The sequence below is a fragment of the Pseudomonas triticifolii genome (assembly GCF_014358015.1).
Classification (GTDB): Bacteria; Pseudomonadota; Gammaproteobacteria; order Pseudomonadales; family Pseudomonadaceae; genus Aquipseudomonas; species Aquipseudomonas triticifolii.
Genome location: NZ_JACONV010000001.1, coordinates 364538 through 381277 on the forward strand (window position 1 = coordinate 364538; position 16740 = coordinate 381277).

11 protein-coding genes and 2 pseudogenes are annotated in these 16740 nt (G+C 57.2%); 4 read left to right on the forward strand and 9 right to left on the reverse strand.

The window, feature by feature from the left end; genetic code table 11:
- The first annotated feature begins 41 nt into the window (after positions 1-41).
- The gene (locus H8S56_RS01620; protein ID WP_187517668.1) at positions 42-956 is read left to right on the forward strand and encodes an AraC family transcriptional regulator; all 915 of its coding nucleotides are present in this window, start codon (positions 42-44) and stop codon (positions 954-956) included.
- A 76-nt stretch (positions 957-1032) separates the two neighbouring features.
- Here H8S56_RS01620 and H8S56_RS01625 read toward each other — a convergent pair whose 3' ends face one another.
- The 8 genes and pseudogenes from H8S56_RS01625 to H8S56_RS01655 form a co-directional block, all read right to left on the reverse strand.
- Positions 1033-1596 carry a carboxymuconolactone decarboxylase family protein gene (locus tag H8S56_RS01625; RefSeq protein WP_187517669.1) on the reverse strand — a complete coding sequence of 188 codons (564 nt, stop codon included), beginning with the start codon at positions 1594-1596 and terminating at the stop codon, positions 1033-1035.
- Positions 1597-1827: 231 nt separating this feature from the next.
- Entirely contained in the window at positions 1828-2700 is an 873-nt protein-coding gene (locus tag H8S56_RS24755) for a methyl-accepting chemotaxis protein (protein WP_408003767.1), read from the reverse strand.
- Positions 2686-3762: pseudogene (locus H8S56_RS24760) on the reverse strand (methyl-accepting chemotaxis protein); the annotation flags it as partial. The gene H8S56_RS24755 and the pseudogene H8S56_RS24760, both read right to left, overlap by 15 nt.
- Before the next feature lie 498 nt (positions 3763-4260).
- Entirely contained in the window at positions 4261-5640 is a 1380-nt protein-coding gene (gene potE, locus H8S56_RS01635; RefSeq protein ID WP_024686979.1) for a putrescine-ornithine antiporter, read from the reverse strand.
- An 83-nt stretch (positions 5641-5723) separates the two neighbouring features.
- On the reverse strand, positions 5724-7907 hold the full coding sequence (locus H8S56_RS01640; RefSeq protein WP_187517671.1) for an ornithine decarboxylase: 2184 nt from the start codon (positions 7905-7907) through the stop codon (positions 5724-5726).
- A gap of 90 nt (positions 7908-7997) precedes the next feature.
- Positions 7998-9203, reverse strand: coding sequence for an acetate/propionate family kinase (locus H8S56_RS01645; RefSeq protein ID WP_187517672.1), 1206 nt, complete (start codon positions 9201-9203; stop codon positions 7998-8000).
- Positions 9204-9398: 195 nt separating this feature from the next.
- Positions 9399-10433 carry an alcohol dehydrogenase AdhP gene (adhP, locus tag H8S56_RS01650; protein ID WP_024686981.1) on the reverse strand — a complete coding sequence of 345 codons (1035 nt, stop codon included), beginning with the start codon at positions 10431-10433 and terminating at the stop codon, positions 9399-9401.
- Positions 10434-10488: 55 nt separating this feature from the next.
- A complete protein-coding gene (locus tag H8S56_RS01655; protein WP_187517673.1) occupies positions 10489-12993 on the reverse strand; it encodes a phosphoketolase family protein in 2505 nt (834 codons plus the stop codon).
- Between the two features lie 433 nt (positions 12994-13426).
- On the opposite strand from H8S56_RS01655, the gene H8S56_RS01660 reads away from it, so the two are divergent.
- A complete protein-coding gene (locus H8S56_RS01660) occupies positions 13427-14179 on the forward strand; it encodes a helix-turn-helix domain-containing protein (RefSeq protein ID WP_024696271.1) in 753 nt (250 codons plus the stop codon).
- Between the two features lie 12 nt (positions 14180-14191).
- Here H8S56_RS01660 and H8S56_RS01665 read toward each other — a convergent pair whose 3' ends face one another.
- Positions 14192-15118, reverse strand: a complete 927-nt coding sequence (locus tag H8S56_RS01665; protein ID WP_187517674.1) for a universal stress protein — start codon at positions 15116-15118, stop codon at positions 14192-14194.
- 224 nt (positions 15119-15342) lie between these two features.
- Here H8S56_RS01665 and H8S56_RS01670 point away from each other — a divergent pair.
- A pseudogene (locus H8S56_RS01670) lies at positions 15343-15765 on the forward strand (potassium channel family protein); the annotation flags it as partial.
- A gap of 177 nt (positions 15766-15942) precedes the next feature.
- Entirely contained in the window at positions 15943-16590 is a 648-nt protein-coding gene (locus H8S56_RS01675; RefSeq protein ID WP_187517995.1) for a BON domain-containing protein, read from the forward strand.
- The last annotated feature ends 150 nt before the right edge of the window (positions 16591-16740 follow it).

Genomic DNA, 16740 nt, shown 5'->3' on the forward strand with positions numbered 1-16740 from the left:
AATCAGTTTGCGTGGTGAGCGGCCGTCGGCATAATCACTTTATGAACAAACATCTCGCTCCGCACCTTGATATCGCTCTGCGCAATTCGCCACCGGGCTTGACTGCGACACCGATCCCGCGCGTCGATATCTGTATCGGACAAGGCTCTACAGACAAGGCACCGTGCCTATATCGCTCGATGATCTGCTTCATCCTGCAAGGCTCGAAGCGGGTCGCACTTAACGAACATCTTCTGAGCTACGACAGTGAACACTATCTCATCAGCGCTCTGGATCTGCCTCTGATCGGCCAGATTCTTGATGATGAAGACGGGCAACCCTATGTCGCGGTATCGCTCGTGCTTGATCCCGCCATACTGGCGGAGCTGGCAGCGAACATGCCACAGGTTCGCGAGAGTTCGCAGACAGGAATTGGCATCACGATTAATCCGATGACCGCTTTGGTTCGCGATACGTTGCTGCGCCTGTTGTCATTGCTCGACACGCCTGCCGATATCCCGGTCCTAGGCCCGATGATTGAACGGGAATTGCTTTATCGTCTTCTGCTGGGTCCTCAGGGGCGGCTGCTGCGGCAGATTGCGCAACCCGATGGCGCACTTGGCGGTATCCGTCGTGCTGTTGCCTGGATCAGGGACAATTACAACACTCGACTTCGCATCGAGGCGTTGTGCGATGCAAGTGGCATGAGCCGCGCGAGCCTGCATCGCCACTTTCTGTCGATGACTGGCCTGAGTCCAATCAAGTATCAGAAGCAGCTTAGATTGCAGGAAGCCCGCCAGCTATTGCTTGCTGGCGAACATCGCGCGTCAGATGTGGCATTTGCTGTCGGCTATGAAAGCGCATCACAGTTCAGCCGCGAATACGTAAGGCAATTCGGTGTTTCGCCAGCCCGCGACGTGCGCGAGATACGACAAGCGATTGCTGGCAAGGCTGCGCTAAGCGAATTCAAGGCTTGATACCCGTTCTGGTCTCCAAAAAGGCGTTATCAACGATAGTTGATACTCTCCATCACGTGCACGAACCGGGCAACCGCTATGGCTCCGGGAATGGCAGTGGCGTATTTCCATCCCGCCGCACGGAAAAAACATTGAGCGTCATTGCCACCAACGCGTAGTACCCGTAGACACCGATCAACTCAACAACAGCGGGTTCGCCAAGCATAGTGATGGCTTCGGCGTACAAAGCATCATCCACACGACGATGCTCGTAAAGTGCCTTCCCAAGACGATAGACAATACGTTCGTCATCGCTCTGAAACTCCGGCAAGAGTTGCTGCTTGAGAGACGCTATGACGCTGTCTGACACACCGGCACTGCGGGCAATGGGCTCGTGAATTTGCCACTCCGCCTGGGACTGCCACCAGGACGCAGTGAAGAGGATAGCCAGTTCGGTTAACCGAAGCTCCAGTCGAGTACCGTATCTGCAAAATGCGCCAAGCCTTTGGGCATGGTTTGCAAGCTCGGGACTGTGAATCCACGCTAAAAACGGGCCGTCCAGGTTGCCTCGTGGGCCACTTAAAATATCGCTGAGGACCGCTCTCTGTGATTCATCCATCTGTTCTTCAGACAGTGGACTGAGTCGCGACTGGATGGCCATCTCTAATACTCCTGTTGGGCCCACGCCGGAGCCAGTTTCACTGGGCGCCTTGCGGTGTGTGCTGAAGGGTCAGGGAATACAGCTAAGCTCGGTTGGCACAGCGTATCGCTGACCTCAAGGGGTGATCGTGGCCGCTTGAACACGCGCGCGGAGATCGCTCAGCTCGCTTCCAGCACGCCCCCCCTCTTGCGCAACCCAACCGTTTGAACGCGACTATATTAGCCCGCCATTTTATGTCTTGAAGTGCGATGTCATTTTTTTCAAATCATGCCCCAAGGATGCCAGCTCAATCGTCGCAGTGGCGCTCGCCTCGCTGGCTGTCGCGGACTGATCGGCCACGTCACGAACACTCAAAATGCTGCGATTGATTTCATCCGCCACGGCACTTTGCTGCTCCGCTGCAGCGGATATCTGCAGGCTCATTTCCTGAATCGTGCCAATTGAGTGGTTGATTTGGGTAATTGCCTGCTCGGCTTTATGCGCCAACTCGACGGTGTCCAATGTACGCTCGCGGCTTGACACCATCAGGGTCGAGGCAGCTTGGGTACCTTCCTGCAAGGCAAGGATGAGTGTTTCGATTTCCTTGGTGGAGTCTTGCGTACGTTGAGCAAGTGAGCGCACTTCGTCCGCGACCACAGCAAAACCACGGCCTTGCTCACCTGCCCGTGCGGCTTCGATGGCGGCGTTAAGAGCCAGCAAGTTAGTTTGTTCGGCAACGGCCTTGATCACGTCAATGACTTTGCCAATCTGCTCACTGTCCTGAGTCAATACGTTCATGGCGGCCCCCAGCTCTTCGATGGCCACGGAGAGATCGCTGATTTGCATTGTGGCCTGCTTGACCACTGCACCACCATGACGTGCCTGCTCTTCGGCCAAAGTTGCGGCAGCCGATGCATCCGTGGTGTTGCGCGCCACCTCCTGAACCGTGTAGGCCATCTCATGCATGGCTGTGGCCACCTGATCAACTTCGATTTTCTGCTGACGAACACCTGCGCTTGTCTGTTCACTCATGGCTGACAGCTTTTCAGCAGACATCGATATCTGCGTGACACCGCTGCCGATGCCTTGCACCAAGGTGTTCAGATTCTGCGCCATTTCTTGCATTGCATTTTGAAGGTCACCCAGCTCATCACGGCGAGTCGACTTGGCCTGCACGGTGAGGTCGCCTTTGGCGATACGGCGAGCCAGTTCGACGGTCAGCGCGAGTGGCGAGGTAATCTGGCGGGAGATGACGACGGAGGCAAACAGCCCCACGACCAAGGCGACCAAAGTCAAAATAGCCACCTGGATAAACGCATCGTGCTGATCGGCACGTGCCAGTCTTTGCTGGGTGTCCATCAAGCCCGTCATGATTTTATCCATGACTTCACTTTCCTGGTCCACCTGCTGCCGCAAACTCTGTTTTTGCTCAAACAAAGCAGAGACCTGAACAAGCACATCGCGGTACTGACGCATGCCAGCGTAGGCCTCCTCCAACTGGGAAGACAGTGCTGCGGGCAGACTGGCACGCGCTTTGGTGATTTCGCTCAGGAACCCGTCCGTTGTGTCCATCAGCAACTTTTTGTTGGCCGAATCAGGAACTGCGATGTAGCGACGCAGCACAAGACGAAACATGGTTATTCCATTTCGCAAGTCAGACACCGTGCGTAGTTCAGCCACACGCTCAGGCCCTGGTTGCTCCAAGGCAGTGGCCGTGGTGGTTTCAAGCAGTTGAGAAAATGTAGCGACGAACTTATCGGACAAAGCGCCCAGCGGTTTCAGCGCGCCACTGGTGGACTTGTCCGTGTCGACGAGACGATTGACCTTTTGATCATAGGACGCGGTCCTGGCTTGCAACTGCGTCAGCGCTTGCTGATTCTCCGCACGGACAAGTGAAATCAACGCCTTGGAGATAAGTCCTTGCAGGGCGCTTAGTTGCGTCCGGTAAACCTCAAGGGCCGCTTGGTCGGCGGATGCTTCGTACTGCTTCTCCGAAAGACGCATATCCTGAGCCGCATCATTGAGCGTACCGATCAGGCGTGTCGTTTCCAAACGGTCAATGAGAATGTTGTTACTGCTATAACCGACAAAAGCAACGGCCAGCACAGCCAGCAAAAGAACACCGAAGCCGATCCCCAGTTTCCTGGACACTTTAAAATTATCTAAATATCCCACTGTCACTGCCATTTTTAAGCCTCAAACGCCTTCACGTGATCAATCCGCGAGGCACAAATAGTTCTGGCAACCGTGGTTGCCTTGAAGAGTCAAGGGTTGTCATCCAAGGCGAGGTTTTAGGGTCAGTTCCAACTTACCCAGCTTAACGAAGCGCTTACGCAGGCACTGCGCGAAACTGACGCGCGACCGGGTCGTATCAACGGGAGCATCGCTCACACGGTAAATCGAGGGCATTGCCCACGATTTACCGTTCTATGTCATCAATCTGCGGGGGGATGCTAAGAACTTTAGCAAAGGTTGTACATGCTTTTATTTTTGTACAACAATTGAACTTTATGACACCTTGATAAAGCTCTTTGCCATCACTTCTCGCAATGGTCATGCGTGTTCCGCGAAGCCAGGTTGATCAAGGCGTGCTGGATTGACTGACACCACTGCCACGTCGTTGCAACGTGTCACGAGTCCTGCAATCGACTCTCCTGGTATCTCCAGCACAGCTCGAATCAGTGCTTATCCTGCCCGACGCACTTCAGGGTGCGCATCCTTCGTCACACCCGCAGCAACGAGTGCCACCGGCGGACTGTCAGTCACAGGCATGAACCGTCTGCTGACAGTGCCGTACAACGTCCATCCCAGCATGGTCACGATACCGCCGAGCATCATGGCTTCAGCCCCTGAGCTGTAAAGCGCGTAGTAGCTGTAGGCCGCTGCGATATAGGCAATTGCATTGGTCGGCAATGCCTTTCGCGGGGTGATACCCGCTGCTTTCTGGATCGTCATCAGCGCGGCCATCGACATCAGGTAAGGCACCAGATTGGTGACCACCGCCAGGTTGACGATCATGTTGAACTGTTTGCTGAGATCTGGACTGATGGTCATCAAGGTCAAGGCCGTCTGGCAAGCGACCAGGATGAGCATGCCGAAAACCGGCACACCGCCCTTAGTCGTTTTTCCAAATACCTTCAGGAAATAGCCGACATCTGCAGAACTTTTGAACACCTGAGCGATGGTGAACTGCCAGCCCAGCAATGAACCGACGCAGGCCATGATCATCAGCGCCATGATGATGTTACCCACCAGCGGTGTGTACATCATGGCGAATGCCAGCCCGAAAGGCGCAGTCGAGGCGGCCAGTTCGGCGTTCGGGACGATCCCTGCAATCACATTGGTTGAGATGATATAGATGACGGCGGCGCCAATGGTGCCTCCCATGACTGCGATCGGCACGTTGCGCTCGGGATTGTCCACCGCGTCGGTGTTGGCGCAAGCCGACTCAAGCCCCAGAAACGCCCACAACGTGATCGAAATGGAGGCTCCAACGGCCTGAAAAAACGGCATGTCATGAGGGTTCCATGCCGATATATACAGAGCGGGTTTGAACCAGAACCAACCCAGCAATGACACGCCAACAACAGGAACGATCACTCCCAGAATGGTGATATTGCCGATCTGCCCGGTGATGCGCGGGCCGCCGAAATTGGCCACGGTCGTTAACCAGAGCAAGGCAATGGTAGCCACCGCAACGCCCATGGGAGACAGCGGCCTATTAAAGAGCTCCGTCGCGTAACCCACTGCCGTTATGGCGATGGCGACGTTGGCAATGAGCAGAGAGACGCCGTAGGTGTAGTTGGACATGAAGTTGCCTGAACGGCCGAACGCGTATTCGGCGTAGCCGCCCATGCCGCCAGGCTTGCGGCTGAAACGCCCGCACTTTGCAAACGCGTACGCCAACGCCAGTGAACCCACAGCTGTCACGATCCAGGAAACGATCGAAATGGTGCCGACCTGGGCCAGTTTCGCCGGCAGGAGCACGATGCCCGAGCCCAGCATGTTGATGCCCGTCAGCACGGTCAGTTGCAGCACGCTCATTTTCTTTGTGTCAGTGGCCATCTTGTGCTCCAAAAGCCTGCCATCTCTGGTGGCTCTTGATGAAATTGATAATGCACGGCGCATCCAGCGTCACCGGGTAGTGCTCAAGGCTTGATGACGTGGCCATACGCTCGGATGCGGCCATCGTCCTCAGTGCGCAGGTACACACCCTGAAGCTCAGGATTGAATCCCGGGAAACGGTTTATCGCATCCTGCAGCGCGAGGAAGTAATCCAGCACCGCGCCGTCCCAGATCTCGCCTGGCACCACACACAGCACTCCTGGCGGATAAGGCAATGCCCCTTCTGCTGCCATGCGTCCCCGTGCGTCTTCCAAGGGAATGAGCTCTACCCTGCCCCGCACAAACTCCAGACTGGCTTCCCGCGGATCCATGGCTACTGCAGGCATACCTGCCTTGCGGAACATGTTTTTCTGCAATTGCTTGACGTCATGACGTGCGTACAACGAATGCATTTCCTGACACAGTTGCCGGATGCTGTAATCGCGATAGCGCGTCGAATGGGCGTTGTAGACGCCTGGCAGCACGTCCGCCAAGGGCGCGTCATCCTTGATGAAACGCTCGAATCGTCCGATCTGCGCCACCAGATGGTCCATTTTTGCTTTGCCTTCGGCGGGCGTGAGCAGAAACAGGATGGTATTGAGGTCGTTCTTCTCCGGGATGATTTCGTACTGACGCAGGAATGTCGCGAGCACGCCGGCATGGATGCCGAAGTCCATGTAATTGCCTGTCTCTGCGTCAATGCCTGGCGTAGTGAACAGCAACTTGCACGGATCGATGAAGTATTGATTCTCGATATAGCCTTCGAATGCGTGCCAACGCTCGCCCGGGTGGTAGCGGAAAAACCTCAGGTCTTTGGCGATTTCGTCGGTGGGATAGTCCTGCCAGTAGCGGCCATCGATTGTGGGCGGAACGAAGGGTTTGACCAATGTGCAGTTGTCCAGCATCAGTTTGCGCGCCTCGATGCCGGCGCGAACACATTCATCCCATAACCGTTGGCCGCTACGACCGCTGTGCATGCGGGCATTGACATCCAGAGAGGCAAACAACGGATAGAACGGGCTGGTCGACGCCTGGGCCATGAATGCGTTGTTCAAGCGTAAATGGTTGCAGTAGCGGGCCTGCCCCTTGATGTGGCGGTCCTTCTTGTGAATCTGCGAGGCCTGGGAGAACCCGGCCTGCTGTTTGTGAATCGACTGGGTAACGAAGATGCCGGGATCGTCCGCGCCCAACTCCAACAGCAGTGGCGAGCAATCTCTCATCATCGGAATGAACTGCTCGTAACCCAGCCATGCCGAGTCGAACAAAATGTAGTCACACAAATGACCAATGCGGTCGATGACCTGGCGAGCGTTGTAGACCGTACCGTCGTAGGTGCCCAACTGGATGATCGCCAGCCGGAACGGCCGCGCGTCATCGGCCTTGGCAGGCGCGACAACGCGCAGTTGCTCACGCAGATAAGCCTCTTCGAAACAATGCGCGTCAATACCGCCGATGAGGCCGTAGGGATTACGCGCAGTCTCGAGATAAAGCGGTGTCGCTCCTGCCTGAAACAGCGCGCCCTGGTGGATGGATTTATGGTTGTTTCGATCAAACAGAACCACGTCTCCAGGGGTGAGCAGTGCTTGAGTGACTACCTTGTTAGAGGTCGACGTACCGTTGAGCACGAAGTAAGTCTTGTCGGCGTTATAGACCTTGGCGGCACGCTTCTGCGCTTCCAGTGGCGCGCCCTCATGGATCAGCAGATCGCCCATTTCAACGTCCGCATTGCAGCGATCTGCTCGAAACAGCGTTTCGCCAAAAAAATCAAAAAACTGTCGTCCCGCCGGGTGCTTGCGAAAGAACTGACCGCCTTGATGCCCCGGGCAGGCGAACGTGGAATTGCCGCGCTCCACATAGTGTTTGAGCGCGCCGAAAAACGGTGGCAACAAGGCTTCTTCGTATAACGTCGCCGCCCGCTCCAGCTTGTGGCCATAAAACTCTGCGTTATCGGCGCCCAGGTCAAATACCCCGCTGATCTGCAGCAGCACCTTTTCGATGTCGGCAATCGCTTCGCGGGTCAACTCATCGTGTTTTTCTACCGCAAAAAAGACCGGAATGTCGAAGCCTGAGCGGCTGATATCGTCCACCCGCCCCTCACGCCAGTCAGCAGCCGTGATCACCACTGCGGCGACGTCAGTCAGGTCGGTGGCGCTGAAGTCCACGACTTCGCGGTCGGTCAGAAAGCTGCTTCGAGCGCCAGGGCTTGCGGCGACTTTGAGTCTTTTCATTGCAATGATCCTTCTGTAGCAACAGGAATGCAGGCAGGCGCGCGCTTCATGCATCAGTCAACGCACGAGCCTGTTCAGTGAGCGGTTGTTTCAAGGGCTGCCGTGCAGTAACCCCAAGGCATGCCGGGCGATGACCGCGTTCTCATCCGTGGGAATGACCCACGCCGAGACGCGGCTACCCGGTGATGACAAGCGTGCCTCTCCGTTATCCAGATCAGCGTGTTCGTGTTCGAGCCCAAGCCAGGCGCAGCCGTCGAGAATGGCGTTGCGCACGGCCACCGAGTGTTCGCCGATGCCGCCCGTGAAGACCAGTGCATCGACGCCGCCCAGCACAGCCGCCAGACTTCCTATCTCTCGCACCACGCTGCGCACGAACAACGCGATGGCGTCTTTGGCCTCGGGCGCGTCACTGGCGGACAGTGCGCGCATATCACTGGCAATCCCGCCGGATACGCCAAGCAATCCACACTCGTGATACAGCATGTGCTCCAACGCCTGCGTGGTCATGCCGCGCTCGCGCAGCAGGTAAAGCAAAAGGCCGGGGTCAATACGTCCGGGACGCGTGCCCATCAGCACCCCGTCCAGCGTGCTAAAGCCCATCGTCGTACCGCGGCTGACGCGATCATGCAGTGCGCAAAGGCTTGCGCCGTTACCCAAATGAGCGACGATCGTGCGCCCCGTCGCTGCACGTTGATCGTATTCAGGAAGCACGCCAGCAATGTATTCGTACGACAGGCCGTGAAATCCATACCGGCGAAGGCCTTGTCGGGTCAACGCCAGGGGCAGTCCGAATCGGGTTTCCAGAGGGTCGAGGCTGTGATGAAACGCAGTGTCGAAACAGACAAACTGCGGCATGTCGGGGTGTTCCCGCGCCAGATAGGTGATGGGCGCCAGGCACATCGGCTGATGCAAGGGAGCGACCGGTACCAATGCCTGCATCTCATCCATGAGTGAGTGAGTGACCTGCATCGCCACCTCGCGGCGGTTGCCGCCGTGAACGATCCGGTGGGCGGCGGCGCAAATCTCGCCGCCCATATGGCGTTCGACCCAGTCCATCAGATTGAATAACGTTCCGCTGTCCGGAGAAGAATCGTTACGCGGCCACTCCTCGCGTTTTTCCGCATCGTGGCCGCTGTGACGGAAGATCAAGCGCTCAGTGTCCTCACGCACCTCAAAAGTGCCATTGCCAACGCATTGCAGGCCCACCACGTGCCTGGATGCGTCATACAACGAAAACTTGATGCTGGAAGACCCCGCGTTGAGGACCAGAAGCAAAGCCGGCGATTGATCGTTCATGCAGTGCTCCGATAATGGCTTGATATCCGTTTGAGCATTGTCCTGATCAAGGCGAATCAAGTGGCGTCAGTTTGATCCGCCACGCACGGGCGCTATTGATCTGGATCAAAACGCCGCGACGGTCTTCGGCTTTCCGATACCTCTCTTTGTGATCATCGTCCTTCGCACGGCCGAGACGCCCGTATTGCACAGCCCTTAGCTCGCGCTGAAATCAATCACCACGCGCGCGGGCACCTCGCCGTGCTCAAGTCGTTCGAAGATCTGGTTGATTGCTGACAGCGGCTGCAACTCAATGTCAGCCTTGACCTTGCCCTGAGCAGCGAACGCCAGCGCTTCAGCCATGTCCTGGCGGTTGCCGACAAAGGAGCCACGCACGGTGATGCAGTTGGCAACGACGTCGAACAGCGGTATCGGGAACTCGCCCGCAGGCAAGCCCACCAGCACGCAGGTCCCCCGCTTGCGCGTCATGCCGACGCCCTGCTTGAAAGCGCTCAATGAAGGCGCAGTGATCAGCACACCGTGGGCTCCTCCATCGGTGGCTTCTTTCACCGCTTCAATGGCATTGCCATGCAGGGCATTGACCACCGCGTCGGCACCGAGCCGGGTGGCGTGGGCCAGTTTGCCGTCATCGATATCAACGGCGCACACTCGTAGCCCCATGGCCTTGGCGTACTGCACCGCAAGATGCCCGAGCCCGCCGACACCCGAAATGGCGATCCATTGTCCCGGCCTGACCGAGGCTTCCTTGATGCCTTTGTAAGAGGTAAGCCCGGCGCAAATGATCGGTGCCGCATCACGAGGGTCAAGCCCTGCCGGGATGTGAGCGACGTAGTCCGGGTCGGCCAGAATGTACTCCGCGAATCCGCCATTTTGGGTATAACCACCAAACTGTGCGCTGGCGCAGACCGTCTCCCAAGCGCTCAGACAATACTCGCAGTGACCACAGGCGGAGTAGAGCCATGGCACGCCGACGCGCTCACCTTCCTGCACGCTGGTGACACCCGCGCCAAGGGCGACCACCACGCCGATGCCTTCATGCCCCGGGATAAACGGTGGCGAAGGCTTGACCGGCCAGTCGCCCCGCGCCGCATGCAAATCGGTGTGACACACGCCGCACGCCTCGGTCTTGATCAATATCTGGCCAGGACCCGGTTCGGGAATGTCCAACTGACGCATGACCAAAGGCTTGCCGAATGCTTCAACCACGGCTGCCTGCATTTTACCTTTCATGGGATGCTCCTTATTGAACCGAAACGTAGATGTCATGAGGATGAATTGACCGCCGTCAGGCGTCGGTAAAGACCTGCCCCCTGACATGACCTTCTGCCAGCAGCGGCGGTGTTTGCGGCTCGCTGAAATCAGTCGTCCAGTGCCAGTTGCGAATCTCGGGCAAGTCTTCGAAGTGCTCGCGAATCCAGACGTGATGCCGACGCAGCTGGCTCTCGAAAAAGCGCATGGCTTCCTGACTCTGGTCGCGCAAGCGCGGCAGGTGACTCAATGCATCGATCGCCAACTGGTAGCGGCTCATGTTGTTGAGCACCACCATGTCGAACGGCGTAGTCGTGGTGCCTCGGTCACTGAAACCGCGCACGTGAAAGCGAGCTTCGTTGGCGCGCCCATGGACCATGGAATGGATCACCCACGTTGAGCCATGAAAGGCGAACATCACCGGCGCGTCATGGGTGAACAGCGCTTCGAACGACAGATGGTCCATGCCGTGCGGGCGATCTTGCGGGGCGCTGAGAATGCCGAGATCGACCACATTCACCAGCCTTACCCGGATGCCAGGAACATGCTTCTGTAACAGCCAGCTGGCGGCGACGGCTTCGGTGGTAGGTACATCGCCTGCGCAGGCAAGCACCACGTCAGGTGGCTGGCCCTGGTCATTGCTCGCGAAAGACCAGATCGATGCACCCTGGGAGCAATGCTTGAGCGCGGCATCGAAATCCAGCCACTGAAAATCTGGCTGCTTGCCACAGGTCACGACGTTGATGTAATTGCGGCTGCGCAGACAGTGATCGAAAACATTGACCAGGCAGTTGGAATCAGGCGGGTAATACACACGCACCACGTCCGAGCGACGTTGCAGAACGTTATCGACAAAACCGGTGGACTGGTGACTGAAGCCGTTGTGATCGTTACGCCAGGCATGACTGGTGATCAGGATATTCAGTGACGCCAGCGGCCGACGCCAGGCAAATTCCTTGCTTTGCTGCAGCCATTTCGCGTGTTGAGTGACCATCGAGTCGACCACCTGGGCGAACGCCTCGTAGGTGGACCACATGCCGTGTCTGCCGGTTAACAGATAGCCCTCCAGCCAGCCTTCACACAGGTGCTCGCTGAGCACTTCCATGACTCGGCCCTCTGGTGACAGGTGATCGTCGATCGACAGACAAGGTCCGGGTGCGAAGCGATCGCTGGCTTCGAATATCGCATTGAGGCGGTTCGAGTTGGTTTCGTCGGGGCCAAACACGCGGAAGTCATGAGGGTTGTAGCGCATCACGTCACGCAGGTACTCGCCCAGCTTGCGGGGCGCTTCGGCAATGACCTGACCGGGGGCCGGCACCTGCAGCCCGTAATCGGCAAAGTTCGGAAGATCCAGCGCGACCAGCCGTCGCCCGCCATTCACATGCGGTACCGCGCCCATGCGTAAATGGGTCGGCGGAGTCAGGGCCTGAAGATCCGGCAGCAACTCCCCAGCCTCGCTGAACAGCGAGGCTACCGCGTAACTGCGCATCCAGATGTCCAGCTGCTGAAGATGTTCGGGGTTGTTTCTGACGTTCGCCAAGGGCACCTGATGCGCCCGGAACGTACCTTCCACTGGCAGGCCGTCAACCATTTTAGGTCCGGTCCAGCCCTTGGGGCTGCGCAGGATGATCATCGGCCAGCGAGGACGGACCGGGGCAGCTTCGTTTCTGGCCTGGGCCTGTATCCCCACGATCTCGTCGTGACAGGCATCCAGTGCAGCCGCAAATCGCTGGTGCATGCCCGGCACGTCATCGCCAGACACAATCACAGGCAGGTAACCACGACCCCGATAGAGCGCGATCAAGTCTTCGTCGGGCAACCGTGCCTCGACCGTCGGACCGGAAATCTTGTAGCCATTGAGGTGCAGGATCGGCAGTACCGCACCGTCACGACGCGGATTCAGAAAATGAATGCTCTTCCAGCTGCCTTCCAGCGGACAGGTCTCGGCCTCGCCATCACCGACAACACACGCCACCAACAAATCCGGGTTATCGAACACCGCGCCGAAGGCATGCAACAACGAATAACCCAGTTCCCCGCCTTCGTGCATTGAGTTAGGCGTATGCGGTCCACAATGGCTTGGAATACCGCCGGGCGTCGAGAAGCTGCGGAAAAAGCGCAGCATCCCGGCTTCATCGCGGCCGATATCAGGATGAACCTCGCTGTAAGTCCCCTCAAGCCAGGCACAGGCATTCATGGTCGGACCGCCGTGCCCCGGCCCGGAAATAAATACGACCTCAATACTACGCTCGCTGATCAGCCGGTTCAGGTGCACATAAATAAAGTTCTGCCCCACCGACGTGCCCCAGTGCCCCAGCAATCTGGGTTTTATGTGCTCTGGGCGCAGCGGTTCGCGCAGCAAAGCGTTGGCCTGCAGGTAAATCTGCCCGACACACAGATAGTTCGCCGCGCTCCAGTATCGATGCAAACGTGACAGCAGTTCCGCGTTCAGAGGCCCGACCTGGTGGGTGTCGGGGGCCATTTCGGATAACGAAGCACTTGAAAGATCAGCACTGGAAAGTTGTGCATTGAACCGATACATGGTGACTCCGTTGGATGCGTTATTCGATGGGGACCCGAGCCTGGGGCCGGGTACTGCACGGATTAACCGCCAGCAGGCCGCCGGTCACGTGACCGGCCACTTGTTCTGCGGTGCTTCCCGGTCGCTCACTCAAGCGATTGCGATACATCGTGCTCACCATCTGAGAGCCTTCTCGTTGAAGGTGTGATGGGCGATAGTCTTTTGATTCTCGTTGGTCGATCAGAAGCGGGCTTGATTTACATCAAGGATGGTGCAGAGATCTGAAAAGACGTACATGCGTCGCTTGTTAGCCAGCAACTTCTATCCGTTCGCGTGGAACGGCTGGAAAATTGCCGGCTTTATCCATAAATACAGCCCCGCTCATCCACATTCGAAATGCCCGCTGTTAGTGTTATCCCGGTGCGCCTATGCTGAATTGAATAAGGAGATCCCTATGAGCGCCCATCTGGCCGCTGCCCCCGATCTGTTTCTCAAGGCTGAGTGCGCCAATTGCGGTGTGAGTGGGCTGTGCCTGTCGATGGGTATGAGTGTCATTGATACCGATCGTCTGTCCGCCATCATTCCCCAGCCCCTGAAGGTCAAAAAAGGCGAGGCGCTCTATCACGCGGGTGATCCGCTGCGATCGCTTTACGCGGTGCGCTATGGTTTTTTCAAGACGACGATTTCCTCGCAAGACGGGCGCGATCAACTGACGGGGTTTCAGATGTCCGGAGAGTTGCTGGGTTGTGATGCGATCAGCAACAGTCGCCACGTGTGTGATGCCATCGCACTGGAAGACAGTGAGGTCTGCCCTATCCGCTTCACACACCTGGAACGGTTATCACGTGACCTGCCCTCGCTGCAGCACAACCTCAATCGCGTCCTGAGCAGAGAAATCGTTCGTGATCATGAGATGTTGCTGTTGATGGGCAATCTCAACGCGGATGAGCGCATGGCTGCGTTCCTGCTCAATCTCTCGGGTCGAATGGCCAACCGAGGCTACTCCCCCACCGCCTTCGTGCTGCGCATGACGCGAGAAGACATTGGTTCATACCTTGGGCTTCGACTGGAGACGATCTGTCGTGCCATCGCCAATCTGCGCGATCACAGCATTGTCAGAATCTCGGGACGCGCTGTTGAGATTCTCGACCTAAAACGCCTGCAAGCGTTGATAAACGGGTGCGGCTGCGGGCCAAAAACGCTCTGAATCGGCTGGCTATCACGCCACTGCGACCGTATCGGACTTGATCACCAATACGCTACAAGGCGCGTGGGTCAGCACCGTTTCTGCCGTGTCACCCATGACCCTCTCCAGACCGTGGCGCGGCAATGTTCCCATCACCAGTAGATCAACGTCGTGTTGCCGGGCGAATGCTTCAAGCGTGGGCTGTGGGGTGCCGGTCATGAAATGGCGACGCTGTTGCTCAATCCCATGCCTGGCACATAACAACGAAAACGATTCTTCGTGTGCGTCACTCAGGGCTTCCTGGAACCCGAACTCGACAGGCATGGACCCCGACAGGGTCGTCCCTGAAGCATAAATCGCGGCCCAATTGTAGACATACACCACGTGCAGAATGGCATGACATTGCGCGGCCAGACGGGTCGCAGCGCTGAGTATCTGGTCGTTCAGGCGCAGGTCGGCGTCGTGGGAACGATAAAGATTGACTGCGGCCAGCATTTTGACTGGCAAGGGATGCGTGGAGCGGGTCACCAGTTGGACGGGGCACGCACAATGGCGTAACAGCTTCCAGTCCAGAGGCGTCGAAAACAGTCGCTGAAGCGAGGGTTCATGATGAACATCCTTGATCAACATAATCGGTCGGAGTGTTCTGACGTGGTGCTGTATTTCGTCGAACACATGGTCTGTCCATAGCGCATGCACAGAAACATCCAGGCCCTTACTACGCTCTTGTTCCACCTGCGCATCGAGCCAGCGCTGATGAGCCTGCAGGTGTCCATCACGCAGCATCGCCAGAGACGCAGGATTAAAAACGCCCATCACCTCCAACTGTTTCACGTGGTCCAAAGCAACGATACGCAATCGAGCGCCGCAGGCCTTGGCCAATGCAATGGCGCGCTCGAACGCAGGCGTACGCTCGTGCCTCGATGAGGCAATCAATAAAAGGTACGCAGAGTCTTTCACATGGACCTCACTCATCTCTCCGTGGGCTGGACAGAGGCTGCCACTGATGCGCGATGGGCGATCTGCCAGGGCTTTGTGCCTTGGGTGGAGTGTGAACGTTCATCACACCGTGAATCTGATGCAGATCAGAGGTTGCCGCTGGGCGTACTGTGCAATGCAGTGACGTGTATCAAACGCCGCCTCGCAGCGTCGATGCACAATCAAGCCTCTGCGGAGAGACCCCGATGATCACCATCACGTTGATTAACACCCTGATCATTACCACGGCGGTGGTCGTTCATTACGAATGCCTGCTGCGCCTGAACCTGCTGATGCCCCGGCTCAATCTCTGGCATCGCTTCAGAATGGTCTTCGGGGTGTTGGGGGCCCTGATCGCCCATGCCATTGAAGTCTGGATATTTGCGCTGGGTTACTACCTGATGAACCGTTCTGAAACGTTGGGGCGTCTGGACGGCGAGTTCGACGGCAGCTTCATGGACTCGGTATATTTTTCGTTCACCACCTTCACCACCATTGGTTTTGGCGATATCACCCCGAGCGGTCCCCTCAAGTACCTGACCGGGCTGGAAGCGCTTACCGGGCTGGTGCTGATCACCTGGACCGCCTCGTTTCTGTTCATCGAGATGCAGAAGTACTGGGGCACCAAGGCATTGCCTTCTCAAGTGCACCCAAATGATTCGTCTGGAAAGTCGCATCGACTGGTGCCTAAAGCGTCTTTACCTGACAAACCTCAATGTTTGATTTCCCAGCGAGCGCTCAATGATCAAGGTGTGGCTCAGGGTGATCGGGCCGCTCGCCATTGCCTGCAGCCAAAGGGATTGACCATGAGTGACTTGACGTTGCGCCGAAGCATTCTGGATGAACTTGAGTTTTTACCGCACATAGATGCCGCTGCTATTGGCGTCAGCATTGAGAACGGCGTTGTCATCCTGCATGGCCATGTGGGTACCTACGCGGAAAAAATCGCTGCAGAACGGGCCGTCAAGCGCGTCAAAGGCGTGCGGGCCATCGCCGAAGAACTGAAAGTGCGGGTAAACCGTGTACAGGGGCTCGATGACGAGGTGATCGCCTCGCGATGCCTGGAGCTGATGCGCTGGAACAGTGTGGTTCCCGACGAACAGATCAAGATCAAAGTGCAGCAGGGCTGGGTTACGCTTGAGGGCGACGTCGAGTGGCAATACCAGAAAGAAGCGGCGCAAAACGCGATCCAGAAACTGGACGGCGTCGTGGGCCTCGACAATCTGCTGGTCATAAAACCCAAAGTCGACAGTCAAGACATCAAGAGGCTTATCGAGGAAGCGCTGTCGAGAAGTTCGGAACTGGACCCCACCAGAATCCGCGTCTGCGCCGACGGTAATCAGGTCAAGCTTGAAGGAACCGTTCACCGATGGCGTGAGCGCAAAGCAGTCGAACATATTGCCTGGGCGGTACCCGGCGTCAAGCACGTAGAAAACCATCTGCTGATCACTTGACGGGACGCCGCACGGTATTGCGCACGGGTTATAGAGTCGGTTTTCCTGTGGATGACCTTGCTGCGGTTTCGCTTCAGTCTCTCTTCTTGAGCACCGTCAGTCGTTAACGCGACCGGCTGTCTCTTAATCCTGTCAGCGGACGGGTATTAA